General features: G+C 73.0%; 21 protein-coding genes. 9 read left to right on the forward strand and 12 right to left on the reverse strand.

All coding sequences use genetic code 11. The annotated features are described in order from the left end of the window. Positions 1–116: 116 nt before the first annotated feature. Positions 117–1,112: a hypothetical protein gene (locus tag ACZ6TB_RS12235; RefSeq protein WP_465553493.1), complete on the reverse strand. Its 996-nt coding sequence runs from the start codon at positions 1,110–1,112 to the stop codon at positions 117–119. A 345-nt stretch (positions 1,113–1,457) separates the two neighbouring features. Here ACZ6TB_RS12235 and ACZ6TB_RS12240 point away from each other — a divergent pair, with 345 nt between their 5' ends. Further along, entirely contained in the window at positions 1,458–2,549 is a 1,092-nt protein-coding gene (locus tag ACZ6TB_RS12240) for a hypothetical protein (protein WP_465553495.1), read from the forward strand. Here ACZ6TB_RS12240 and ACZ6TB_RS12245 read toward each other — a convergent pair. Then, positions 2,464–3,243, reverse strand: a complete 780-nt coding sequence (locus ACZ6TB_RS12245) for a copper homeostasis protein CutC (protein ID WP_465553497.1) — start codon at positions 3,241–3,243, stop codon at positions 2,464–2,466. The two genes, ACZ6TB_RS12240 and ACZ6TB_RS12245, sit on opposite strands and share 86 nt — an antisense overlap. 78 nt (positions 3,244–3,321) lie before the next feature. On the opposite strand from ACZ6TB_RS12245, the gene ACZ6TB_RS12250 reads away from it, so the two are divergent. Together ACZ6TB_RS12250 and ACZ6TB_RS12255 are read left to right on the forward strand one after the other, a co-directional pair. Further along, a complete protein-coding gene (locus ACZ6TB_RS12250; protein WP_465553499.1) occupies positions 3,322–4,332 on the forward strand; it encodes an SGNH/GDSL hydrolase family protein in 1,011 nt (336 codons plus the stop codon). Positions 4,333–4,378: 46 nt separating this feature from the next. Continuing rightward, complete coding sequence (locus tag ACZ6TB_RS12255; RefSeq protein ID WP_465553501.1) at positions 4,379–4,882, forward strand: SRPBCC domain-containing protein; 504 nt, start codon at positions 4,379–4,381, stop codon at positions 4,880–4,882. 10 nt (positions 4,883–4,892) lie between these two features. On the opposite strand, the gene ACZ6TB_RS12260 is transcribed toward ACZ6TB_RS12255, so the two are convergent. After that, positions 4,893–7,481, reverse strand: coding sequence for a winged helix-turn-helix domain-containing protein (locus ACZ6TB_RS12260; protein ID WP_465553503.1), 2,589 nt, complete (start codon positions 7,479–7,481; stop codon positions 4,893–4,895). Between the two features lie 149 nt (positions 7,482–7,630). Here ACZ6TB_RS12260 and ACZ6TB_RS12265 point away from each other — a divergent pair, with 149 nt between their 5' ends. From ACZ6TB_RS12265 to ACZ6TB_RS12275, 3 genes are read left to right on the forward strand one after another with little or no spacing between them, the layout of a single operon-like run. Beyond that, positions 7,631–8,698 carry a hypothetical protein gene (locus ACZ6TB_RS12265; protein WP_465553505.1) on the forward strand — a complete coding sequence of 356 codons (1,068 nt, stop codon included), beginning with the start codon at positions 7,631–7,633 and terminating at the stop codon, positions 8,696–8,698. Next, on the forward strand, positions 8,698–9,633 hold the full coding sequence (locus ACZ6TB_RS12270; RefSeq protein WP_465553507.1) for a zinc-binding dehydrogenase: 936 nt from the start codon (positions 8,698–8,700) through the stop codon (positions 9,631–9,633). Before ACZ6TB_RS12265 ends, ACZ6TB_RS12270 begins: the two co-directional genes overlap by 1 nt. An 18-nt stretch (positions 9,634–9,651) precedes the next feature. Then, positions 9,652–10,605 (forward strand): glycoside hydrolase family 43 protein, encoded by a 954-nt coding sequence (locus tag ACZ6TB_RS12275; RefSeq protein WP_465553509.1) that lies wholly within the window; start codon positions 9,652–9,654, stop codon positions 10,603–10,605. Here ACZ6TB_RS12275 and ACZ6TB_RS12280 read toward each other — a convergent pair. From ACZ6TB_RS12280 to ACZ6TB_RS12295, 4 genes are all read right to left on the reverse strand, one after another. Then, positions 10,583–11,320, reverse strand: coding sequence for an ABC transporter permease (locus ACZ6TB_RS12280; RefSeq protein ID WP_465553511.1), 738 nt, complete (start codon positions 11,318–11,320; stop codon positions 10,583–10,585). The two genes, ACZ6TB_RS12275 and ACZ6TB_RS12280, sit on opposite strands and share 23 nt — an antisense overlap. Further along, positions 11,317–12,096 carry an ABC transporter permease gene (locus tag ACZ6TB_RS12285; protein WP_465553513.1) on the reverse strand — a complete coding sequence of 260 codons (780 nt, stop codon included), beginning with the start codon at positions 12,094–12,096 and terminating at the stop codon, positions 11,317–11,319. Before ACZ6TB_RS12285 ends, ACZ6TB_RS12280 begins: the two co-directional genes overlap by 4 nt. Further along, positions 12,080–12,865: an ABC transporter ATP-binding protein gene (locus ACZ6TB_RS12290; RefSeq protein WP_465553515.1), complete on the reverse strand. Its 786-nt coding sequence runs from the start codon at positions 12,863–12,865 to the stop codon at positions 12,080–12,082. The genes ACZ6TB_RS12285 and ACZ6TB_RS12290 overlap by 17 nt, the downstream gene beginning before the upstream one ends. 62 nt (positions 12,866–12,927) lie before the next feature. Beyond that, positions 12,928–13,932 (reverse strand): ABC transporter substrate-binding protein, encoded by a 1,005-nt coding sequence (locus tag ACZ6TB_RS12295; RefSeq protein ID WP_465553517.1) that lies wholly within the window; start codon positions 13,930–13,932, stop codon positions 12,928–12,930. Positions 13,933–14,179: 247 nt separating this feature from the next. Between ACZ6TB_RS12295 and ACZ6TB_RS12300 the strand changes: the two genes are divergently transcribed. Both ACZ6TB_RS12300 and ACZ6TB_RS12305 read left to right on the forward strand, forming a co-directional pair. Then, entirely contained in the window at positions 14,180–14,977 is a 798-nt protein-coding gene (locus ACZ6TB_RS12300) for an alpha/beta fold hydrolase (protein ID WP_465553519.1), read from the forward strand. A gap of 5 nt (positions 14,978–14,982) precedes the next feature. After that, the gene (locus ACZ6TB_RS12305) at positions 14,983–16,353 is read left to right on the forward strand and encodes an FAD-binding oxidoreductase (RefSeq protein WP_465553664.1); all 1,371 of its coding nucleotides are present in this window, start codon (positions 14,983–14,985) and stop codon (positions 16,351–16,353) included. Here ACZ6TB_RS12305 and ACZ6TB_RS12310 read toward each other — a convergent pair. After that, positions 16,328–16,918, reverse strand: a complete 591-nt coding sequence (locus tag ACZ6TB_RS12310; RefSeq protein ID WP_465553521.1) for a class I SAM-dependent methyltransferase — start codon at positions 16,916–16,918, stop codon at positions 16,328–16,330. The genes ACZ6TB_RS12305 and ACZ6TB_RS12310 overlap by 26 nt on opposite strands. A 62-nt stretch (positions 16,919–16,980) precedes the next feature. Here ACZ6TB_RS12310 and ACZ6TB_RS12315 point away from each other — a divergent pair, with 62 nt between their 5' ends. Then, the gene (locus ACZ6TB_RS12315; protein ID WP_465553523.1) at positions 16,981–19,680 is read left to right on the forward strand and encodes an AfsR/SARP family transcriptional regulator; all 2,700 of its coding nucleotides are present in this window, start codon (positions 16,981–16,983) and stop codon (positions 19,678–19,680) included. On the opposite strand, the gene ACZ6TB_RS12320 is transcribed toward ACZ6TB_RS12315, so the two are convergent. From ACZ6TB_RS12320 to ACZ6TB_RS12335, 4 genes are all read right to left on the reverse strand, one after another. Continuing rightward, positions 19,677–20,126, reverse strand: a complete 450-nt coding sequence (locus ACZ6TB_RS12320) for a peptidase inhibitor family I36 protein (protein WP_465553525.1) — start codon at positions 20,124–20,126, stop codon at positions 19,677–19,679. The two genes, ACZ6TB_RS12315 and ACZ6TB_RS12320, sit on opposite strands and share 4 nt — an antisense overlap. 94 nt (positions 20,127–20,220) lie before the next feature. Then, positions 20,221–21,024: a hypothetical protein gene (locus ACZ6TB_RS12325; protein ID WP_465553527.1), complete on the reverse strand. Its 804-nt coding sequence runs from the start codon at positions 21,022–21,024 to the stop codon at positions 20,221–20,223. Then, positions 21,009–21,464, reverse strand: coding sequence for a peptidase inhibitor family I36 protein (locus ACZ6TB_RS12330; protein ID WP_465553529.1), 456 nt, complete (start codon positions 21,462–21,464; stop codon positions 21,009–21,011). Before ACZ6TB_RS12330 ends, ACZ6TB_RS12325 begins: the two co-directional genes overlap by 16 nt. An 86-nt stretch (positions 21,465–21,550) precedes the next feature. After that, complete coding sequence (locus ACZ6TB_RS12335) at positions 21,551–24,250, reverse strand: AfsR/SARP family transcriptional regulator (protein ID WP_465553531.1); 2,700 nt, start codon at positions 24,248–24,250, stop codon at positions 21,551–21,553. Positions 24,251–24,349 lie beyond the last annotated feature (99 nt).

The following is a 24,349-nucleotide window of genomic DNA, read 5'->3' on the forward strand; positions in this document are numbered from 1 at the left end:
TGGTGGCGAGCCGGTCGAGGCATGGCGCCCACGGCCGCAGTTCCATGCCACCCTCGAGGTCGATGCCCCAGAGGACGACATCGGTACGGGTGACGAGATTTCCCACGCCGCTTCACTTATGACTCCGGGCACTTCTCCTCGGTATAGGTGAGACGGACAGATAGAGACGACACTCGATACAAATATGATGATGATGTGTCGTAGAGCAAGGAAAAACCGCCGTCCTGACCAAGGTACATCGCACATTGTGGTCCAGAAAGTTTGCCGAACGCATTATCGTTGTAGTCGATCAGTACCGGACTGGCGATGACTCCCGGAACAGATATTCCAAACAGTGTTGCGTGGACCGCATTCCCACCCTTGACCTCCGAGGCATAGTGAAGCCCTATTGCACGAGCCCCGACCATTACGCCGGCGAGAGCAACTGTCGCAAGCGCATATAGGACGGTACGTCTGATTGCCTGACGCCTGGTTGGTTTGGCCTGCTTGAAGCCTGCCGACCACCTAATTGACAACTGCATTACGCCGGTGACGCTGTAGTAGACCACTCCCGTCGCTAAAAAGATCCCCAAACCTACCAGGACGACAGCTAAACAACCCAGGTAGAAGTCGACAGAAAAGTTTGGCCCGAACCCGGTGGCAAGGTGAAAGAGATCAATGAGTCCGCGTACTGCGGCGACAAGGACGGCGCCGGTGAGGGTTAGGCCAAATATCACGGAGACCGAGTCAGAAACTGTTTGCTCGGTTTTGTCGAAGTCGAATGAGAGGTTGATCCGGGAAAGCCATTTTCGAACCTCTGAGGTCCAGGGGCTGATCGCTGCGGCCAGGCCGAGGATGATTAGCAACGCGATGACGACGAACACCGCCGTCGGCGCCAGGATCTCGTCGTAAGTCAGCCCCACCTCGCTTGCTGTCAAGTCGAATTCGCCCAGGTAACCCTCGATGGCCAGCCGAGCCGCACCATAAATTACCAGTCCAAAAAGCGTGATCGGAATCCCGATTTCCGCAATCAGGACCGCGGCAAGGCGACGAGGGAATTCGTGGTTCGACACAGCGGGCTCATTGCCCGGTTCCACGTGGGGCGGCTGATCTTCGTGGTGATCCTGAGTCATGAGCGGTCAGCGTAGCGGTCGTCAATCGCGGGCCGCCGGGACTCCACGCGGGAGGTTTGTGTAGCCGGGCGCTGGGCGCGGGCCCTGGCGCAAACTGCGTGATGCCCCTTGATCCTGCTGACGCGGGTCTCCTCCGCCGGTGCACCGGATGTGCCACTGGATCTGAGGCATCCCGCCGGATCGGTCGAAGAATGCGGTGCCGCCCTCGGAGCTGAACCAGCTCGCATCGGCGCGATGGCAGGAGTTTGTTCTGCGATGCGGGCGACCCACGGACGCTCATCCGCGCCGGATGAAAGCGCCGGTCGGGGCTTGTGCGGGGCGTCCGCGGACTGCGAGCATCCGGCCATGAGCGCTCAGGCGACTCTGGTCTTCTTGGTCGTGGTGGGCGCGCGGTTCGTGGTGCCGCTGTTCATCCCGCGCTACCCGCTGCCCGCGATCGTGACGGCGCTGGTCCTCGACGCCGTCGACCAGACGGTGTTCCAGTGGTTCGGCTACGACCCGCCCGGCTACCAGGGCTACGACAAGGCGATGGACATGTTCTACCTGTCCGTCGCCTACCTGTCCGTGCTGCGGAACTGGACGAGCCGGCCCGCCCTGCAGGTCGCGCGCTTCCTGTTCTTCTACCGCCTGGTCGGGGTGGTGCTGTTCGAGCTGCTGGACTGGCGGCCGCTCCTGCTGATCTTTCCCAACACGTTCGAGTACTTCTTCATCGCGTACGAGATCGTGCGCCTTCGCTGGAACCCGGCGAGCGTGAGCCTGCGACGGTGGGTGATCACCGCGGGGTGCATCTGGGTCTTCGTGAAGCTCCCGCAGGAGTGGTGGATCCACGTCGCCCAGCTGGATTTCACCGACACCGTGGCCGCGAACCCGTGGATCACGCCGGTGCTGGTGGTGCTCGCGGTGATCGCCGGGCTGTGGTTCTGGTTCTGGCTGCGCCCGCGGCTGCCGGCAACGGCGTGGAGCTGGCGCTGGGCCGCCGAGCCGCTGCCGGAGGAGATCGACACCGCGGCCGAGCGGGACTCCTGGGTGGCCGCGCACGGGCGGGTGTGGTCCGAGGCCACCCTCGAGAAGGTGTTCCTGATCGGGCTGCTCTGCGTGATCTACGGGCAGGTGCTGCCCGGCCGCTCCTCGACCGACCTCCAGCTGTTCCTCGGCATCGGGGCGTTCGTCGTGGTCAACGCCGCGATCAGCCTCGCGATCGCCCGGCGGGCCGGGAGCATCGAGTCGATCCTCGCCGCGTTCTTCGTCCGGCTGGTCGTCGACGTCGCCATGGTGGTCGGCAGCGGCTGGCTGCTCGGGCACGCCGGCGGCGGCCTGAACGTGGGCAACGCCGTCTTCTTCGCCGTGCTGCTCAGCCTGCTGGTGACTCTCGACGACCGGTTCCGGCCGGTGTCGCAGGTGCGGTTCGCCCGGTCGCCCGCGCCAGCGCTGCCCTGATCTCGACGGCCTCGGCCTCGTCCGTGGTCTCCCGGCCGGTCTCGCCGTCCGGGGCCGCGGTGCCGAGCGAGACGCCGACGGTCTCGGCGAGGAACTGCTTGGCCGAGGCGTGGATGGCGGCGACGCCGGTGCCGACGATCGCCGCCACCGACTCCGGGCGCACGCCGCCGCCGGCCATCACCTCGAGGCGGCCGCCGGCGGCGCGCACCAGCCCGGCGAGGGCGGGCAGCGCGTCGGCCACCCGCGCCGCGCCGGCCGAGGTGAGGACGCGCTTCACCCCGTACGAGATGAGGGTGTCGATCGCGCTTTCCGGGTCGCTCAGCGTGTCGAAGGCCCGGTGGAAGGTGACGTCGCCGCAGAGCTCGGTCGCCCGGCCGATGAGCTCGACGTCGGGCTTGCCGGCGCGCACGCCGCCGATCACGACGCCGCTCGCGCCCGCGGTCACGGCGTGCCGGACGTCGCGCAGGAGCAGCGCGAGCTCGTCGGGGGAGTAGTCGAAGCCGCCCGGCCGGGGCCGCACCAGCACGTGCACCGGCGGAATGCCCGGGGTGGCGACGGCCGCCTCGATGAACGCCAGCGAGGGCGTCACACCGCCGAGCGGAAGCGCCGAGCACAGCTCGATGCGGTCGGCGCCGACCCGCGCCGCCACGGCCAGGCCGTGTGAGTCCTGAACCGCCAGCTCGAAGGCAACCATAGTGTTAAGGATCTTTCCATATTGACGGCCATAGATGTAGTGCGCGACCATGGGAGCGTTCCCATGAGGGGGGTCGCCATGACACGCCGCCTGCTCGTCGCCGCCGCGGTGGCACTGCTGATCACGCCCGCCGTCGCGAGCCGGGCCGCGGCCGCCGCCGCGACCGGGGATCCGGCCGACCCGAACATCGCGTTCGTGGGGCGGTGGGACACCCGGAACCCGGCGGCGGTGGTGCCGGCCTGGGCCGGGGCCTACCTCACGACGGGCTTCACCGGCACGACCGTCAAGCTGCGGCAGCGCAACAGCATCGACCTGTACTACAGCATCGACGGGGGAGCGGACCGCTACCTCACCAACCAGAGCGGGACCGTGAATCTGACGCCGGCCCCGCTCGCCGGCGGGCGGCACACGTTGCGGGTCTCGTACCGGGTGGTCGCCGGGTCGTACCACGGGGACGCGGTGTTCCAGGGCCTCGTCCTCGACTCGGGGGCGCAGACGTACGCGCTTCCCGTGCCGCCGAAGCTGATCGAGTTCGTGGGGGACTCCATCACGGTCGGCACCACCACGTCGCAGAACGCGCTCACCGCGTACGGGTGGCTGATCGGCACCCGGCTCGGGGCGCGGCACACGCAGATCGCGCAGGGCGGGGCGTGCCTGGTCACCACCGCCGACGGGTGTGTCGGGCTGGAGGATTACTTCCTGCGGCTCAGCAGCTCGGCGTCGTCGCCCGGGTGGGACTTCGCGCGGTACCGGGCCGACGCCGTGGTGATCAACCTGGGGACCAACGACCTCGCGCACGGGACGCACACGACCACGTTCCAGCCGCACTACGTTCATCTGCTGGAGGAGGTCCGGGCCGCGTACCCGGCGGCGAAGATCTTCGCGATGCAGACGTTCTGCAAGCGGTTCGGGGCGCAGACGCTGGCCGCCGTGCAGGCCCGGAACGCGGCCGGGGACGCCAACGTCTTCTACGTGCCGACGGAGGGGTGGCTGGTGGCGGCCGACTACACCGACGGGACCCACCCGACCGACGCCGGGCACCGCAAGGTCGCCGACCGGCTGGCGCCGATCATCGCGGCCAAGCTCTGATGTATGTACCTTGACGGGTACGTAACCGGGCTGGTACACACGACCCATGGATATCGAGATCATCGGCACGCTGCGGATCGCCGACGGCGTGGGCGTCGTGCGCATGGAGGACCGTCTCGACGCCACCGTCGACGAGCTGTGGCCGGCGTTCACCGATCCCGGCCGCCTCGCTCGCTGGCTCGGTGAGTTCGACGGCGACCTGCGCCTGGGCGGCCGGTCGAAGGCACGGCTCTTCGCCAGCGCGTGGGAGGGCACCGTCCGGGTGGACGCCTGCGAACCGCCGCGCCGCCTGGTGGTCACCACCATCGACACCGAGCAGGCCGAGGAGCACGTCGTCGAGGTCACGCTGACCGCCGTCGGCGGCCGGACGGCGCTGGTTCTCGAGGAACGCGGCATGCCGGCAGATCTGCTGGCCGCCTACGGCGCCGGCGTGCAGGTGCACATCGAGGATCTCGCCGCGGTGCTGGCCGGCGGCGAGCGGTGCGACGCCGTGGCGCGCTGGAAGGAACTCAAGCCGGCGTACGACGACATCGCGTCCACCCTGGACTGACCAGCCGGTCTCAGAGGAAACCGTGGTCGCGGGCGAGCGACACCGCCTCGCTGCGCCGGCTCGCGCCGAGCTTGCGGTAGACGGCGCGCATGTGTGCCTTGACCGTGTTGACCGAGACGCCGAGCTGGGTGGCGATCTCGGCCGCGGTGAGCATCGTCGTCAGGTAGCGCAGCACCTCGGCCTCGCGGACGCTCAGCCCCTCGACCGCCGGGCTGGCCAGCGACGGCTCGCTGAGCAGCCGCAACCGGCGCAGCAGGGCGGCGAGCCGGGGCCCGGGCGCCGCCAGCGGCCGGCGGATGCCCTCGCGACCGGCCAGCGCGACCGCCTCGGCGAGCAGGTCGGCCGCCTGCACCGGATAGCCGCGGGCGTCGGCCACGAGCGCCCGCAGGATGCCGGCCTCGACCCCGGCGATCGTGTCGCGCTGCCGCTCGGGCGCGTCGGCCAGCAGGATCTCGGCGCGGCGGAAGGCGCCCTCGTCGTACGCCGCCCGCGCCCGGCAGACCTCCTCCGCCGCCGTGAGCGGCGCGGCCGGATCGGTGTAGCGCCACGTGACCCGCCGGGGCTGGTCGTCGGCCAGGTCGAGCCGGGACTCCTGGAGCAGCAGCCACCGGTCGACGCCGGGTACGCGCACCCGGGCGCCCCGGTCGCCGCGGGCCTGATCGAGCAGTGAGCGGGCGGTGGCGAGGTCGCCCTCGACGGTGAGCAGCCGGGCCTGGACGCCCAGCGCCATCAGTCGCTGGGCCGCCTCGGGGTCGCTGTAGTGCGCCCGCAGGCCGTCCTCGAGTGCGCGCCGCGCGTCCTCGAGCTCCATCGCCTCGATGTGGACCAGGGCGCGGGCCAGGTGGGCGGCCACGGCCTGCAGCGTGTACCGCCAGCCACGCCGGTCGGCCACGTCGCACGCGCTGCCGGCCAGCCGGGCGGCCTCGTGCACCGAGCCGGACATGGCCTGCACCAGCGCGAGGTGGCCGGTCGCGTTGATCTCGCTGAGCTCGACCCCGGCGGCCCGGGAGGCGGTCGACCCGGCCCACAGGCAGCGCTCGGCCTCGTCCCGCTCACCCGACCAGAGCAGCGCCAGGCCCTTGTTGCTGAGGGCGATCGCCCGGTTCTGGGCGATCGCCGGCACGGCCGTGGCGGTCGTGTTGGCGAGCAGCGACAACAGCCGGTCGCTGCAGTCGATGAGCGCCGGCATGTCGCCCACCGCCCGATCGGCGGCCAGCCGCAGCGTGTGCGTCATGATCTCGACCGACTCCCGGCCCGCCGGCGGGCGGTCGGCCAGCATCGCGAGGGTGGCGTCGAGCCGGGCCGGGAGCGACTCGTAGTCGGCGGCGTGGAACAGCAGCAGCGCCCCGCAGATCTGCAGCTCGGGCGTGGTGGTCACGACGTCGCCGGGAATCTCCCGCAGGATCTTCACGAGCGCCTGGCGGTGCGCGGAGACCATCAGCGGGGCGGCCTGGGTGGTGACGAGCCTTCCCACGTACGCCCAATCGGCCGCCGCCACGGCGTGGTCGAGCGCCTCGAGGACCGAATGGTTCTCGGCGTGCCACCGGGCGGCCCGGCGATGCAGCTCGGGCAGCGTGCCCGGCGACTCCAGCGTCAGCCGGTGCCCGAGCACGTCCCGCAGCAGGTGGTGGTAGCGGAACCAGAGCGGCTTCGCGCCCAGCCGCAGCACGAAGTCGTTGTCGCGTTCGAGCTGCTCGAGCATGCGCTGCCCGTCGCCGTCGCGGGTGATGGCGTTGGCCAGGCCGGCGCAGACGTTCTCGCAGATGCTGGTCTGGAGCAGGAAGCGGCGCTGGCGGCGGGTGCTGCCGGCGAGCACCTCCTCGGTCAGGTAGTCGTCCACGTCGCGCACGTCCCCGGCGAAGTCGCCGACCTCGGGCGGCCCGTCGTGCCCGGCCAGGAAGGCCGCGCCCAGCTGGAGCCCGGTCACCCAGCCCTCGGTGCGCCGCACCAGCGTGGCGACGTCCTCGCCGGCGAGGCTGAGCCCGTGCCCGGTGAGCAGCCCGGCCGCCTCCGGCTCGGTGAAGGCCAGGTGCGCGGTGCGGATCTCGGCGAGGCCGCCGGCCGCGCGCAGGCGGTGCAGCCGCAGCGGCGGCTCGGACCGGCCGGCGAGCAGCACGTGCAGGGCCGGCGGCATCCGGTGGAGCAGGTCGCCGAGCTCGCGCAGCACCTCGGCGTCGTCGATCTCGTGGACGTCGTCGATCACCAGCACGGTGCCGGCGGGCAGCGCGGCGAGGCCGGTCAGCAGCCGGCCGGCGCGCTCGCGCTCGTCGGCCGGGACCGAGCCGAGCGCGGCCAGCGGATTGTCCGGCGCGAGCGCGCCGGCGACCCGCAGCGCGGCGAGCACGTACGCCCAGAACAGCTGCGGATCGTTGTCGTGCCGGTCGAGGCTCAGCCAGCCGACCGGGCCGCGGTGAGCCTGCGCCCACGCCGAGACGGCCATGGTCTTGCCCCAGCCCGCGCCGGCACAGACCAGCGTGACCGGGCATCCGACGGCGTCCTCGAGCAACGCGGTCAGGTGCGGCCGGTCGACCGCCGTGCGCAGCGCCCGTGGTCGCGACGTCTTGGCCGGGACCAGGGGACCGAGAAAGCCGTCCTCCACCGGCCAAAGGTATTTCACTCGGTGGATCTTTGCCGTCCGCCAATCGTCCCGGGTCCGCCCGGTTCAACTAAGGATGCGCGCCAGTGGATACCTCTCGCGCGGCCATCGGCTTAGCGTCGGCGGGATTGATCAGTGAGGAGAAGTCGACCATGGCCGACGATTTTCAGTACCACATCGACCATCACGGCAGCCTGGTCCGGCCGGCCGCGCTGGTCACGGCCCGGGCCGGCGGGGACGTCGCGGGGCGGGCGGCGGCCGAGGAGGAGGCGGCCGAGGCGACCGCGCACGAGCAGCGGCGGCTGACCCTGTCGGCGGTCGGCGACGGGCAGTTCCGGCGGGACTTCTTCGAGTCGGTGGTCTACGACCACGTCGATGGCTTCGCGGCGCTCGCGGGCGAGCACCCGATCGCCGACCTGTGCGGCATCGCGCCCGCCCGGCGGCGGTCGGTGGCCGGTGGCCTGGCGGCGACGGGGCGGCTGGCGTCGGCCGAGGTGGCGCCCCTCCTGCGTACGGTCGACCGCCCGGTCTTCGTCTCGTTGCCGTCGCCCGGATATCTCGCGTGGCTCGGTGACCCGGCGGGCGACCCGGAGACGGTGGCCCGCGCCGGCGCCGAGCTGGCCGCGATCCTTGCGGCCGAGATCGCCGCGCTCGCCGCCCAGGGCGTCGCCTACGTGGCGCTCGGGAACCCGCTACTGGTCGCGCTGCTGACGGTCGACGGGCGGGCCCGGATCGCGAACGCCGGCGCGCTGCTCGACGCCGTCCTCGAGGCGGATCGGCAGGCGGTGGCGGGGATCGGCGTGCCGGACCACTTCCGGGTGGGACTCGACCTGACCGACCACGGGCCGCTGCCGACCACCGAGGGCGGGTACGACTCCGGCGCCGTCGACCGGCTGCTGACCGGGTTCGCGTTCCGCCGGCTGTGCATCGACTTCCCGCGCGACGAGAAGCGCCGGCTGCCGTTCGAGGCGGTCGCGCCCGGGATCGCGGTCAGCTTCGGCGTGGTCGACACGTCCCGGCCCGACCCCGAGCCGATGGACCGCCTGCTCGCCATGACTGACGAGATCGCCGACCGCCGCAGCCTCGACGACGTGGCGTTCGCGCCCAGCTCGGGCTTCGCCGCGGTGGCCGCCGAGCCGCTGATGTCGGCGGCGCAGCAGAAGGAGAAGCTGCGCCTGGTCGAGATGGCGTGCCGCTACTACTGGGGGAACGAGATCTGATGCGGGCCACCGGTCTGACCCTCACCGCGTTCGGCGAACGCCCCGCGCTCGCGGACTTCGAGCTTCCGCCGCTCGCCGACGACCAGCTGCTGCTGGACCTGCGGGCGTCGTCGGTGAACGCCTTCGACGCGAAGGTCGCGGCCGGCGCGCTGCGGCACGCCTTCGAGTACCGGTTCCCGGTCGTCGTCGGCCGCGACTACGCGGGGGTCGTGGCCGCGGCCGGGGCCGGGGTAACCCGGTTCCGCCCCGGGGACGCGGTGTTCGGCTACCTCGGCGGCCCATCGTTGCACCGCGGCGCGTTCGCCACCCATTTGGTCGTGGGCCAGGACGAGTGCTTCACGGCGATGCCGGCGAGGCTGTCCTTCGACGAGGCCGCCTGCCTGCCGCTGAGCGGGGTGGTCGCCCTGCGCTGCGCGGCGGCGGCCCCCGGCGACGTGGTCGTCGTGGTGGGCGCGCCGGGCGGCGTGGGCAGCTTCGCGGTGCAGCTGCTGGCGGCGCGGGGCGCCACGGTCGTGGCCTCGGGGCCGCCGGCCGACAGCGACTATCTCGCGGACCTGGGCGCGGCCCACGTGGTGGACCGCCCCGGCTTCGTGGAGTCGGTGCGCAAGCTGTGTCCGGACGGCGTCGACGCGCTGATCGACCTGGTCAACGGCGGCCAGGCGTTCGCCGAGATGCTGGAGCTGGTCCGGCCGGGCGGCCGGGTGGTCTCGGTGCACCGCGCCGCCGACCCGGCGCTGCTGGAGCCGCGCGGGCTGACCGGCGCCAACGTGATGAGCAACCCGGACCGTGCGCTGCTCGACGAGCTGGCCGGGCGGGCGGTGGCGGGCACGCTGCGGGTGCCGATCGCCCGGGTCCGGCCGCTGGCCGAGGCGGGCGACGCGCTGGCCGAGGCGACGTCCGGCCATACCCGCGGCAAGACCGTCATCACGATCTGAAATCGGTACTGTTGGGCGATGGGCCGTCCGCTGACCGACATCCGGATGAGGGACCCCTACATCCTGGAACCGTCGCCGGGGAAGTTCGTCCTGTACGGGACGACCGACCCCAATCTCTGGGGCGGGCCCGCGACCGGCTTCGACTGCTTCACCAGCGACGATCTCGTGACGTGGGAGGGGCCGGTCCCGGCGTTCCGCCCACCGGCCGGATTCTGGGCCGACACCCAGTTCTGGGCGCCCGAGGTGGTCGCCCACGACGGTCGGTTCGTCATGTTCGCGACGTTCGCCAGTTCGCACCCGGGAGCCGGTCCGCGCGGCATCCAGGCCCTGATCTCGTCCCGGCCGACCGGGCCGTTCGCGCCGTGGAGCGACGGTCCGGTCACGCCGCGGGACGTCCCCTGTCTCGACGGCACCGTGTATGTCGACGACGACGCGACGCCGTGGCTCGTGTACAGCCGGGGCGCCGAAGGCATCCCGGGCGGCGAGCCCGGAATCTCCGACGGCGAGATGTACGCCCTGCGGCTCTCCGCCGATCTGCGGGCGCCGGTGGGCTCGCCGGCGTTGTTGTTCCGGGCCTCGGCCGCGCCGTGGAGCAAGCCGCTGTGGTTCCCGGACGGCGCCGAACCGCCCGAGCAGCTGAATCTGGGCAAGGATCCGCTGTTCACCGACGGCCCGTTCCTCGTGCGATCGGAACACGGCGCGCTGCTGATGCTGTGGTCGAGCTTCGGGGAAGAGGGATACGCGATGGGGGTCGCGAAGTCCGCGAGCGGTCGGGTGATCGGGCCCTGGCTGCAACGGCCGGAGCCGTTGTGGGCGCGTAACGGCGGCCACGGGATGATCTTCCAGGGCCCGGACGGGGTCAGCCGTCTCGTGTTCCACTCGCCGAACACCACTCCCGACGAGCGGGTCGAAGTGGTCCGGGTGGAGATCACCGACGACGACATCCGCCTCATGGCCAGCGGCGCAGGATGACCCGCTCGGCCATGCCGATCACCAGGTTGAGCAGGACGCCGACCACGCCGATCGTGGCCAGCAGCGCGAACGCGCTCGCCACCTGGAAGCTCTGCTGGTACTGGACCAGGAGGTAGCCCATCCCGCCGGTGGCGACCAGGAAGTCGACCAGCAGGGTCACGATCAGGCAGACCGGCACCGCGACCCGGATGCCGACCACGATCTCGGGCAGCAGGGACGGCAGCACGACCTTGCGCAGGCGGTCCCACGGGTTCAGCCGCAGGCATTGCGCCATCTCCAGGCGCATGGACGGCAGGGCGGCCCGGGCCGCGGCGGTGTTCAGCAGGATGGGCCAGATCGAGCCGTACACGATGATCCCGATCTCGGTCCTGCTGTTCGCCTGGAAGAGCACCAGCGCGGCCGGGACGATCGCCGCCGCGGGGGTGGCCCGGATGAACTCGAACAGCGGGTTCAGCGCCCGGCTCAGCCGCCGCGAGGAGCCCAGCGCCGCGCCGAGCAGCACGCCCAGCACGGTCGCCAGCAGCAGGCCCAGCACGAACAGCTCGAGGGTGGTGCCGAGGGCCGGCCACAGGGCGCCGCTCCGCTCGATCGACTTGAACGACTCCCACCACGCGGACGGGGGCGGGGTGGTGATCGAGTCCTGGCTGCCGAGCAGCTGCCACAGCACGATCACCAGCGCGATGGGGGCGAGACCCCGCAGCGTACGCAGGCTCAATTGCCGCTCCTCTCGGACACGAGCGCGATGCCGGGGAACAGGACGCGGAACGCCCGGATCAGGCCGGCGTTGATGATCAGGCCGAGCACGCCGACGAGCAGCACGTAGACCCACATCCGGGCCGGCTGCATGCCGCTCTGCTCGAGCACCAGCTGGTTGCCGACCCCGCTCTGCAGGCCGAGCATCTCGCTGACCACGCAGACGACCAGCGCGGTGGCGAGCGAGAGGCGGGCGCCGACCAGGATCGACGAACCGGTCGCCGGCAGCACGATCTTGACGAGCGTCGCGGTGCGGGAGAGCCCCAGCGTGCGCGAGACGTCGCGCAGGCGCGGGGTCACGCCCCGGACGCCGCCGGCGGTGTTGATGAGCATGGGCCAGAGCGCGGCGTACGCACCCAGGATCACCTCGGTGAGATCGCCGGTGCCCCACACCAGGATCGCGATCGGGATGAGCGCGACCACCGGCAACGACCGCAGCATGTCCACGGTCGCCGAGCCCCACGAGCCGACCACCGGGTTGAGGGCCAGCAACAGGCCGAGGACCAGCCCGAGCCCGGCGCCGATCAGCCACGCCATCAGCACCATCCTGACCGTGTGCAGCAGCGCCTCGCCGAGTCCGCCGTCCGGGCCGGTCAGGTCCTGGAAGCCGTGCCAGATCGCGACCGGGCTGGGCAACGACTCGACGTCAATCAGCTGCCAGGCGACCAGCAACAGGACGATCACCGCGATGCCGGGCCAGTTGATCACCCGGCCGCCGCGCCTAAGCAGGTCGCCCATGGCGCAGCACCTCGGCGAGCTCGTGGCGGACCTCCTGGAAGCGGGGCAGGTCGCGGGTGGCGATCTGGTCGCGCGGGCGCGGCAGCTTGGTCGTCACCTCGTGCACGATCGAGCCCGGCGAGCCATGGATGACCATGACCCGGTCGGCGAGGTAGACGGCCTCGTCGACGTCGTGGGTGATGAAGATGATCGTCTGCCCGGTCTGTGCCTGCACGTCCATGAGCTGGTCGTGCAGGGTTCCCTTGGTGATCGCGTCGAGCGCGCCGAACGGCTCGTCCATCAGCAGCACCTTGGGCTCGACGACCAGCGCGCGGGCGATCTGCACCCGCTGCTGCATGCCGCCGGAGAGCCGCCACGGGTACTCGCCCGCCCGCTCGGCGAGGCCGACGATCTCGAGGGCGCGCTGCACGCGCTGCTTCCGCTCGGCCTTGGTGGTGCGTCCTTCCAGCGGAAGAGCGACATTCTTGGCGACCGTACGCCACGGGAGCAGTGCCGTGGCGTAGTCCTGGAACACCGTGACGGCGTCGCGCGACGGGCCGGTCACCGGCTCTCCGCCGAGCAGGCTGCTGCCGGTCGTCGGCAGGAGCAGCCCGCTGAGGATGCGCAGCAACGTGGTCTTGCCGGTCCCGGACGGGCCGATGATGCCGATGATCTCCCCGGCGTGGACCTTCAGTCCGACCTGCCGCAGGATGTCGCGGCCGGTGGGCCCGGCCGGAAGCTTGACGCCCACTTCGCGCAGTTCGAAGACGACGTCGGGGTTCTCGCTCATGTCTCACCTCCCGATGGACTTGCCGCCGGCGGCCGGCGAAGGCCACCGGCGGATGGTGGGGTTCAGCCCTGGTAGACGAGGTCGCTGGCCGGGGTGTTGAAGTCGGCCGGCAGGTCGCCGACCTTCTTCATCGCGTCGATCCACGGCTGCAGGTGCTCGGGCTTGGCCTGGAACTCGACGTACTGGGTGACCGGGTACTTGGCCGCCACCTGCTCCGGCAGCTTGAAGTCCCTGACCAGGATCTGCTTGGCCGCGGCGTCATTGGCCTTCATCCAGGCGAGCGCGTCGTCCTGGGCCTTGTTGAAGGCGTCGATGCCGGCCTTGTTCGCGGCCGCCCACGGCGCGGACGCGACCCAGCCGGCCGACAGCGCCTCGGAGCCGTCCCCGGTCAGGTCGGTCGGGGTGCCCAGGTCGGTGCCGCCCTGCCCGAGCAACTGGCCGTTGAACGGGAAGATCGTCGCGGCGGCCTGGATGGTGCCGGTCTTCAGCCCGCCCGCCATGTCGGCGAACGGCACCTGGAGGAACTTCACGTCGGTCTTCTTGAGGCCGGCCTTGTCGAGCATGATCACGGCGCCCTCGTACAGGTTGCCGCTGAGGCTCGGCACGCCGATCGTCTTGCCCTTGAGACCCGCGATCGAGGTGATCCCGGCGCCGCCGATGATGTAGCTGTTGCGCTTGTCCGTCGAGTTCTCCACGTCCTCGGCCGAGACCAGGATCGGCTTGAGGCCCTGCGCCGCGGCCTGCAGCAGCGACGGCGGGGTCACCGTGATCAGGTCGAACTGCTTGCCGATGGACGGGATGAGCGCGGCCGAGTTCTGCGTCGCGGTGAGTTTGACGTCGAGACCGGCCTTCTTGAAGAACCCCTGCTGGTCCGCCACGACGATCGTGGTGTTCGTCGCGTTCGGGTTGTATGCGATACGCAGCGTGAGCGGCTTGGACCCGCCGTCCGCGCTGGTGCTTGCCTCGCTGGACGAGCCTCCGCCGCAACCCGCGATGGCCAGGACGGCGGCCGTGGCGAACGCGAGCATGGTGACTCGGGCGCCGGGCTGCCGGAAACGCACCTGCATCCGACCTCTCCTCTCGATGGTGATGCCGGTTGGGCGCGCCCCGCGGCTGTTCACCAGCCCATCCGGTGGCCACGATGCTGCCTGTTACGCGCGTCACGTGGGTGCAACCTTAGGGTTACGAAATGTCGCCCTCGGCGAGCACGCCGGACGGCCACGGGTGAGAGATGCTGTAGCTTCTCACCGCGCCCGGCCCCGCCCGCGGTTCATCCGCAAACCGGTCGAGCGGGGGAGCGCGTAGGGTCGCCGTATGCCCACGATCACGACCAGCGACGGGGTCCGCCTGAACTACGCCGACGAGGGCGACGGCGCACCGGTCGTGCTGATCGCCGGCTTCTGCGCGCCGCTGGAGAGCTGGGAGCTGCAACGCGCGGCGCTGGCAGCCGAGGGCTACCGGGTGATCGGCCTCGACCGGCGCTCGCACGGCGCCTCGGAGTCGCCGCCGCACGGGCAGCGCCTCTCCCGGCACGGCGCCGACGTGCAGGAACTGCTCACCGGGCTCGGCCTGCGGGACGTGACGCTGATCGGCGGCTCGATGGGCGCGAGCACGATCTGGGCGTACTACGACCTGTTCGGGCCGGCGCTGCTGCGGGCCGTGGTGACGATCGACCAGACCCCGAAGATGGTCAACGACGACACCTGGAACCACGGCTTCTACGGCCTGACCGCGCGGAACGTCGGCACGTTCTTCGACGACGGCATCCCCGACACCGGGCGCGGGCTGCGGTCCGACCGGCTGGCCGGGATCAACCGGGTGACGGCGGCGCTGGGTGGTCCGCTCACGTTCGTCGATCCCCGTACGCCCGAGCGCCGCGCCCTGCTGCAGAACCACGCCGAGCAGGACTGGCGGGACGTCATCGCCCGGATGTCGATACCGAGCCTGTTCCTGGCCGGCCGGGAGAGCCAGCTCTGGCCGGCGGAGCACGCGTCCGCCGTCGCCGTGACCAACCCGCTGGCCCGCGTGGTGACGCTGGAGAACTGCGGGCACGCGGCCAACATCGACCGGCCCGAGCTCGCGAACGAGGCGATCCTGGAGTTCCTGAAGTGAGCGAGATGAGGGAGCTGCTGACCGGCCTCGACCTGGTCGACGACGCGGACGTGCTGGAGAGCCTCAGCCACGACGACGCGGAGTGGGCGCCCTACGGGAAGGCGGTCGCGGCCGTCCGTCCCAAGAGCACCGAGGATGTACGCCGGGTGGTCGCGGCCTGCGCCGAGCGCGGCGTGCCGATCGTGACCCGCGGGGCCGGCACCGGGCTGTCCGGCGGCGCCAACGCGGTCGACGGCGCGATGATCCTCGACCTGTCCCGGATGAACCGGATCGTGGAGATCGACGCCGAGAACATGACCGCCACCGTGCAGCCGGGCGTGGTCAACAACGACCTGAAGGCGGCGGTCGCCGAGCACGGGCTGTGGTACCCGCCCGACCCGGCCAGCGCGCCCTGGTCCACGATAGGCGGCAACGTGGCCACCAACGCCGGCGGCCTCTGCTGCCTGAAATACGGCGTGACCCGGGACTACGTCCTCGGGATGGAGGCGGTCGTGGGCGGCCCGGCCGGCGACTACGGCACCGTCGTGCGGCTCGGCCGGCGCACCACCAAGGGGGTCAGCGGCTACGACCTGGCCGGGCTCTTCACCGGGTCGGAGGGCACGTTCGGGGTGATCACCGAGATCACCGTACGGCTGCGCCCCGCCCGCCGCGAGGCGCCCCGGACCGTGGTCGGCGCCTTCGCGAGCGTGGTCGAGGCGGGCGAGGCGGTCGCCGCCGTCACCCGCGCCGGGCTGCTGCCGGCCGCGCTCGAGCTGCTCGACCGCACCTGCCTGCGGGCCGTCGAGGAGTGGAAGCACCTGGGCCTCGAGGCCGACGCCGCGGCCCTGCTGCTCGCCCAGCTCGACAGTCCCGGCGCGGCCGGCGACGACGAGGCCACCGAGGTCGCCGGCGTCTTCCGCGCGGCCGGGGCGCTGTGGGCCGAGCAGTCCACCGACGAGATCGAGGCCGAGGCCCTGTTCGCCGCCCGCCGCCTGGCCTACCCGGCCCTCGAACGGCTGAGCCCGGTGCTCACCGAGGACGTCTGCGTGCCGCGCTCCCGGGTGCCCGAGATGCTCGCCGCGATCGAGCGGATCGCGGCCCGGCACGGCGCCACGATCGCGACCATCGCGCACGCCGGCGACGGCAACCTGCACCCGTTGATCCTCGCCCCGGCCGGCGACGAGGACGCCCGGCGCAACGCGCAGGCCGCCTTCGAGGACATGCTGAGCGCGGCCATCGCGATGGGCGGCACGGTCACCGGCGAGCACGGCGTGGGCCTGCTCAAGCGGGCCGGCATGCGGCAGGAGCTGTCGCCGGCGGTGCTGGCCATGCAGGTCGCCGTCAAGCGGACCCTCGACCCGCTGAACCTGTTCAACCCCGGGAAGGTCGTCGGCTGACGACCAGCAGCTCCCGGCCGTTCCCGCCCCGCTCCCAGGCCGTCTCCTCGATGAGGAAGCCGGCCTCGGCCAGCGCCGGCAGCAGCCGGGTGTCGTATTCGTGGCCGACCGAGCCCCCGTCCGGCAGCACCGCGTGCTCGGTGACGCCGATCGCGAGCGTGCCGCCGGGCCGGAGCACCTCCAGCACGCGGGCGAGGCTCGGCCCGAGCGGCCGCCAGAGCTGGACGTTGTTGACCGCGCAGACCGCGTCGCACGTCCCGGACGGCAGGTCGACGGTGGCCGCGGTGGCGTCGAGCAGAGTCACCCGGTCGCCGGCCCTCCTCCCGGCCTGAGCTCGCATGGCCGCCGACGGCTCGGCGCCGTAGACCCGGCCCCGCGGCAGCGCCGCGGCCAGCTCGGCCAGCCCGACCCCGGGCCCGGGCCCGATCTCCAGCACCGTCTCGTCGCCCCGCAGATGCAGGGAGTCGACGACGCGGCGGGTCAGCCGGGCGTTGGCGCGGGCCATCACCCGGCCCACCAGACGGCCGAGCATGCCGCGAGGATTGGCGAACTGCCCATCGATCACGGGACCACGGTGCCACGCGCTGCCAAACGGCGGGGGTGCGACAGGTTGATACGGTTCGATCCGTGGAGGAGCCGGTCGAGATCCGCCTGCTCGGGGCGGTGGAGATCGTGGTGGCGGGTCGCACATGCGCGGCCGGCCCGCCGCAGCATCGCCTCGTGCTGGCCGCCCTGGCGCTCGACGCCGGCCACCCGGTCACCACCGAGACGCTGATCGACCGGGTCTGGGACGAGGCGCCGGCCGGCGCCCGGCGCACCCTGCACGTGGCGATCGCCCAGCTGCGGCGGGTCCTCGAGCGTGCCAGCGGCGGCCCGGCCCCGCTCACCCGGCGCTCCGGCGGCTACGTGCTCGACGCCGCGGTCGACGCCCTGCGCCTGCGGGCCGCGCTGGCGGCCCGCTCGCCCGACGCCGAGGTCCTCGCGCTGTGGCGGGGCGACCCGCTGGCCGGCCTGGCCGGCCGGTGGGCGGAACAGGTCCGCGCCGCGCTGCTGCAGGACTGTCTGAGTGCCACCGTGGCGTGGGCGCTCGCGGCGGCCTCGAACGGCAACGCGGAGGCGGCGCTCGGCCGGCTGGCCGAGGCCGAGGCGGCGCACCCCCTGGTCGAGCCCGTCGCCGCCGCCCTCATCCGGGTGCTGCACGCGGCCGGCCGCACCGCCGACGCCCTCGCCCATTACGAGACCGTCCGCTGCCGGCTGCGCGACGAGCTCGGCACCGACCCCGGACCCGAGCTGGTCGAGGCCCACCAGGCCGTTCTCCGGGCCGCGCCGCCCCCGGTCGGGCCCGTCCCGGCGGCGGCGCCCGTCCCGGCCCAGCTGCCGGCGGCGGCGCCCACCTTCACCGGGCGCCGCGCCGACCTCGACGCCCTGGCCAAGGCGCTGGCCGGGGGACGGGTGGCGGTGATCACCGGCCCGGGCGGCGTGGGCAAGACCTGGCTGGCCACCCAGTGGGCGCACCGGCACCGGGAGTCCTTCCCCGACGGGCAGCTCTACGCCGAGCTGCGCGGCTTCGACCCCGGCGCCGGCCCCGCCCCGCCCGGCGGGGTGGTCCGCGGCTTCCTGGAGGCGCTCGGCGTTCCCATGCGGGCCCAGCCGGGCGGCCTCGAGGCGCAGATCGGCCTGTACCGCAGCCTGGTCGCCGGCCGCCGCATGCTGCTCGTCCTCGACAACGCCCGGGACAGCGCCCAGGTCGCCCCGCTGCTGCCCGGCGGCGGCGCCAGCGCCGTGCTGGTGACCAGCCGCGACCGGCTGACCGGCCTGATCGCCGCGCACGCCGCCGCCGCCGTCCCGCTGTCCGTGCTGGACGACGCGGACGCCCACGAGCTGCTGAGCCGCCGCCTCGACCCCCGCGCCCTGGGCGAGCCCGGCACCGCCGCCGCCGTGGTCACCGCCTGCGCCGGCCTCCCGCTCGCCCTCGGCATCGCCGCCGCCCGGGCCGCCGCCACGCCGGAGCTCGGGCTCGCGCCGGTCGCCGCCGAGCTGCGCGACGCCGCCACCCGGCTCAGCGCGCTGGAGGGAGACGCCGTGGCCGGGCTGCGCGGCGTGCTCGCCACCACGGCCGCCGCCCTCACCGAGCCCGAGCGGCGGGCGTTCGCGCTGCTCGGGACCGCCGCCGGGCCCGACATCGGGGAGCCGGCCGCCGCCGCGCTGCTCGCCGGGCCGCCCGGGCCGTCGTTGCGCGCCCTCGAACGGCTGTCGCTCGCCCACCAGCACGCGCCCGGCCGGTGGCGGATGCACGACCTCGTGCGGCTCTACGCGGCCGAGCTGGCGAGCCCGGCCGACGCCCGGGCCGCCCGCCGCCGGCTGACCGACTTCTACCTGCACAGCGCCTTCAACGCCGAGGTGCGCGCGACGCCGGACCGGATCCCGGTCCGGCTCGCCCCGCCCGCACCCGGCGTGGTCCCGCACGACCCGCCCGACTCCCGCGCCGCCCAGCGCTGGATCGGCGCCGAGTACGACAACCTCTGCGCCACCCAGCGGCAGGCCGCCGCCGAGGGCTGGGACGACGCCGTGTGGCAGTTCGCCTGGAGCCTGGACAACTACCACCACCGCCGGTTCCGGGCCGAGGACGAGGTCGCGGTCTGGGAGGCCGGGCTCGCGGCGGCCGAGCGCCTCGGCCGGCCGGCGACGCTGATCCTCGCGCTGCGGCTGATGAGCACGACCTACGTCAAGGCCGGCGAGTTCGACCGGGGCATGGCGTGCCTCGACCGGGCGCTGGGCCTGGCCGAGGAGACGGACGACCTGCTCGAGCAGGCGCGCATCCACCACGCGATCGGGTTCTGCTGGGACGACCGCGGCGACCACGAGCGCGCGCTGACCGGCGCGCTGTCCGCCCTGCGGCTCTACGAGCGGCTGGAGCGGCCGAGCTCGGTGGCCGACGTGCACAACGAGGCCGGGCTCTACCTGGTGCGGCTCGGCCGCCTCGACGAAGCGGCCGAGCACCTGACCGCGGCGCTGCGCGGCGTGCGTGCCGTGGGCTCGACCAGCGAGGCGGCCGTTCTCGACAGCCTGGGCGAGCTCGAGCACGCCCGCGGCCGCTACGCCGAGGCCGTCGGCCGGTTCCGCGAGACGCTGCCGCTGCTGCGCGAGATGGGCGACCGGCGCAACGAGGCCGGCACCCTGGAGCGCCTGGCCGCCAGCGAGTCCGCCCGCGGTGACGAGGCCGCCGCGCGCACCGCCCGGCGTCAGGCCCTGCGGGTCTACGAGGACCTGGGCCGGAAGGACGACGCCGAGCGGCTGCGCTCACTGCTCGGTGGTCCCGAGGCCTAGCTGAAGTTGCACGAGCCGCTGCTCGGCCCCCGCTTCACCGACGAGATCACGTCGTTGTAGTGGGCCTGGGTGCCGAGGTTGGTGTAGCCGTCGTGCGGGCCCAGGTTGTGGTAGCCGCCGGTGTTCCCGGTGTTGTCGTACAGGTGGAAGCACGCCGACGTGTCGTTGTAGATCGACGTGATGCAGTTGCTCCAGGTGTAGTTGGCGGTCGTCGCGCCGCAGGTCTTGTGCGGGAAGACGCCGAGGTCCTTGGCGGTCGTGGACAGCCGGCCGACCGTGTCGAACGAGTTCTTGTTGAACTGGTCGTCCCGGTACAGGCAGAGCCAGCCCGGGTCGCAGTTGCTCGGCCGGGCGACGTTGGCCAGGGCCGGCGCCGGGTTGGCCAGCGGGACGCCGAGCGCGGCGGCCAGCACGGCCGCCGCGGTCACGATGCGCTTGCGGTTCATGAGTTCCTCCCCGATTCGAGTACGCCGCGGGCCGCTGCCCCGGCGCTCGGGGAGAGCTTCGCCCGGCCGCGTAGGGCAGATGCTTAGCGGTTGGTTAGCGGCGGGCCGCCATCTCGCGCCTGATCTGCGCCGCCCGGATCAGCCTCTCCCGCCAGGCCGCCGGCATGCCCAGCGCGGCCCGCCGGCGCAGCGCGATCCCGGTCTCGATCACCTTGGCCCGCACCAGGCAGATCCCGTCCGCGGTGGCGACCCGGCGCTCCGACGCGGCCGTCGCCCGCTCGCGGGGCTGGGCGTACTCGGTGAACCGGTAGCCGTAGCCGGTCATGCAGGCCTGCCAGTCCCGCTTGACCCGGTCCCGAGCCGGATCGTTCGCGGTGGCCGCGATCAGGTCGTCGTTGAGGGTGTCCGGCAGATACACCGCCGTGGCCCAGCGCTCGACCGATCCGGCCAGGGCCGCGCGGGCCTCCCCCCGGCAGCCGCCCGACGCGACGAGCATGTCGCCCACCTTCACGGTCCGGCCGCCGGACATCGCCGCGCCGAATCCGGGCGGTTCGGCGGGCGGCTGCGACCGCGGCGCCGGCGACGCGACGGCGAGTCCGTAACCGTGCGCCTTCCGGTAGGCCAGGTCGACGCCGTCGATCTCCTCGTGGCGAGGCGCCGGCGGGGCGGGCGCCGGGCCGCTGGCCGCCGGAGGCGGCATCGCGAAGCCCTTGCCGTCCATGCAGGTGCGGACCAGACGCTCCTCCGCGTCGGCGATCACCCGGGCGTCGTCCCAGTACCGTCCGCTGTGGGTCACCGTGGCGAGGGCATAGTCGTCCGGCGTGGTGGTCCCGCCGCCGGCGGCGCAGCCGGCCGACGTGACCACCACGACCAGCGCCAGCCCTAGGTGAAGGCGCATGAGTCCTTGTGGCTCGCGTTCGGGTTGGGCTTCAGGGACGAGATCTTGTCGTTGTAGTCGGCCTCGGTCTTGAGGTTGGTGTAGCCGTCCTCGGGGCCCAGGTTGTGGAAGCCGCCGGTGTTGTTGAAGTTGTCGTACAGGTGCCAGCACGACAGGGTGTCGTTCCACAGCGAGGTGATGCAGTTGTTCCAGGTGTACTCGCTCTTGGAGCCGCACGTCTGGTGCGCGAAGGCGGTGAGGTTCGCCGCCCTCTCCCGGAACCTCCCGTGCGGGTCCTTGGAGACGGCGTTGAACTTGTCGTCCCGATAGACGCAGAGCCAGCGCGACTCGCAGTTGCTCGGCTTGCTGCCGTAGGCCATGGCGGGCGCCGAGTTGACGACCGGGATGCCGAGACCGGCGGCCAGGACGGCCACGGCGGCCACGATGCGTTTGCGGTTCATGAAGATCCTCCCCGACTCGAGTACGCCGCGGGCCGCTGCCCGGGGCGCTCGAGAAGGAGCTTCGCCCCACCGACCAGGGGAAATGCTTAGCGGTTGGTTAGTGGCCGGGCGTCGATCTTGGCGCGGACCGCGCGCTCGTCGGTGTGGGCCATCGCGGCCAGGATGCGGGCGGCCGCGGTCCACTCGGTGCGGGCCTCGTCGAGGGCGCCGGCCGCGTCGTGGGTGTCGCCCAGGTGGTCGAGGATCTGGGCCTCCGCGTACTGGTCGCCGAGCTCGTGCGCGACCTCGGCCGCCCGCCGGTAGCAGGCCGCGGCCTCGTCGTACCGGCCGAGGTGGTGGTGGGCGTAGCCGAGGCTGTCCAGCACGTCGGCCTCGCCGCGCCGGTCGCCGACCTGGCGGTGCAGCTCCAGCGCCTGCTCGCAGTAGGGGATGGCCTCCTCGTACCGGCCCAGCATGTCGTTGAACCAGGCGAACTGGCTCAGCGCGATGGCCTGCCCGCGGGGGCTGCCCGCCCGCCGGTAGAGCTCGAGCGCCTTGGCGCTGTGCTCGAGCGCCAGCTCGTAGTCCTTCGACTGGCCGCCGGCGAGCTGGCCGAGCGTGTTGTGCACGAAGCCCTGCCCGGCCGGGTTCCCGGTCTGCTCGTAGAGCTCGGCGGCCCGGCGCAGGTTCGCGCGGGCCTCGTCGAACTGGCGGAAGCCGACGTTGACCCGCCCGACGCTGCGGTGCGCCATGGCCAGCGCGGTCAGGTCGCCGAGCCGCTCGGCCGCGCGCAGCGCGACGGTCCACAGGGGAATCTGGTCGTGCCAGAGGCCGCGGCGGAACAGGAACGTGTCGAGGGACCAGGCGAGCTGCCAGGCGCGGGCGTCGTGCCCGGTCTCGGCGGCGGTCCGGGCCGCGGCCGGCAGCACCCGGTGCTCGGCGGCGAGCCACGCCATCGCCTCGTCGTGCCCGGCCAGCGGTTCCGGGTCGCCGGGCGGCAGCGGCACCTCGATCGGGTCGCGGGCCGGGTAGAGCAGCCGGTCGGCGGCGTGGGCGGTGAGCACGTAGTGGTCGAGCAGCCGGCTCAGGGCCTCGGCCGACTCCGCCGGGGATGCCAGGTCGGCGGCGTACACCCGCAGCAGGTCGTGCAGGATGTACCGCCCGGGCGCGTGCTCGGTGACCAGGCTGGCCTGGGCCAGCTCGCCGAGCAGGCGGCGGGCCGGCAGCCCGGCCAGGGCCCCGGCCGCGGCCACCGAGACGTCCGGCCCGGGATGGCGGCCGAGCAGCCGGAACAGTCGGGCGGCGGGGGCCGAGAGGGCCGCGTACGAGCAGGCGAACACGGCCCGCACCTGCACGCCCGGGTCGCCGGCGTCGAGTGCGTCCAGCCGCGCGCCGGTCTCCCGCAGCTCGGCGGCCAGCACGGCCAGCGGGAAGTCGCTCTGCTGGGCCCGGGCGGCGGCGATCGCCAGCGCCAGCGGCAGCCGGCCGCAGGCGGCCACGATGTCGGCCACGGCGGCCGGCTCGGCGCCGGCCCCGGGCAGCCGGCGGCCCAGCAGCTCGCGGGCCTCGCCGTCGCCGAGCACGTCGAGCGTGACGAGCCGCGCCCCCTCGACCGCGAGCAGACCGGCGAGCCGGTTGCGCGAGGTCACCACGGCCACCGGGCCCGAACCGGCCGGCAGCAGCGGGCGTACCTGCTCGGCGTCGCGGGCGTTGTCGAGCAGCACCAGCATCCGCTTGCCGGCCAGCAGGCTGCGGTAGAGGGCGGCCTGCGCGTCGAGCCCGTCCGGAACCCGGTCGCGGGCCACGCCGAGCGCGTCGAGGAAGCCGCGGACCGCGTCGGCCGGGTCCATCACCCGCCCGGCCGGGTCGAAGCCGCGCAGGTTCACGTAGAGCTGGCCGTCCGGGAACCGATGCGCGACCGTGTGCGCCCAGTGCACGGCGAGCGCGGTCTTGCCGACCCCGGCCATCCCGGAGACGGCGACGATCGCGCCGCCGCCGAGCCGGGCGAGCTGGTCGGCCCGGCCGGTGAACCCGAAGACGTCCGGCGGCAGCTGGGCGGGCCCGGCGACCGGCGGATCGGGCGGGGCCGAGCCGCGGAGGATCACCCGGTACGCGGCCTGCAGCTCCGGGCTCGGATCGGCGCCCAGCTCGTCCACCAGGTGCCGCCGCACGGTCTCGTACCGGGCGAGCGCCTCGGCCGGACGCCCGGCCGCGGCCAGCGCCCGCATCAGCACCGCCGCCAGCGACTCGGTCAGCGGATGCTCGCCGGCCAGGTCGGCCAGCACCGCGACGGCCGCGGCCGGGTCGCCGGCGTGCAGCTCGGCGTCGCCCCAGGCCACCGCGGCCGCGACGTGCTCCTGCCGCCAGACCTGCCGGTACTGCTCGGCCCAGGGCCCACGCACCCCGGCCAGCGGCTCGCCGCGCCACAGGTCGACCGCCTCGCGCAGCAGCGCCACCCGCTCGGCGTCGTCGATCTTGGGGGAGCGGGCCTGCGCGGCCAGGTGCCGCATGCGATGCAGGTCGACGCGCAGCGGGTCGATCTCGAGGGTGTAGCAGCCGGCCGCGAACGTGAGCGGGATGTCGCCGAGCATCTGCCGGATGCGGGTGACGTGCGCCTGCAGCGACGGCCGGACGCCCCGCGGCGGTTCCTGCCCCCAGACCCGGTCGACGATCGTGTCGACCGGCACCGGGCGGCCGGCGTCGGCCAGCAGCGCGGCCAGCACCGCCCGCTGCCGGGGCTGACCCGCGTCGACGGGCTCGCCGTCGTCGCGTACCTCGACGGGACCGGACATCCGAAACTCGATCACATCGCAAGAATTCCACAAGCGATTCGAGGGGCGGCATCGGCGACGGTATCCGTAACGGGGGGTCGGTGACCGGTCGCTGGGTGTGAGCCCGGCCTCCGT

The sequence above is a fragment of the Actinoplanes sp. NPDC051537 genome, from assembly GCF_055586105.1.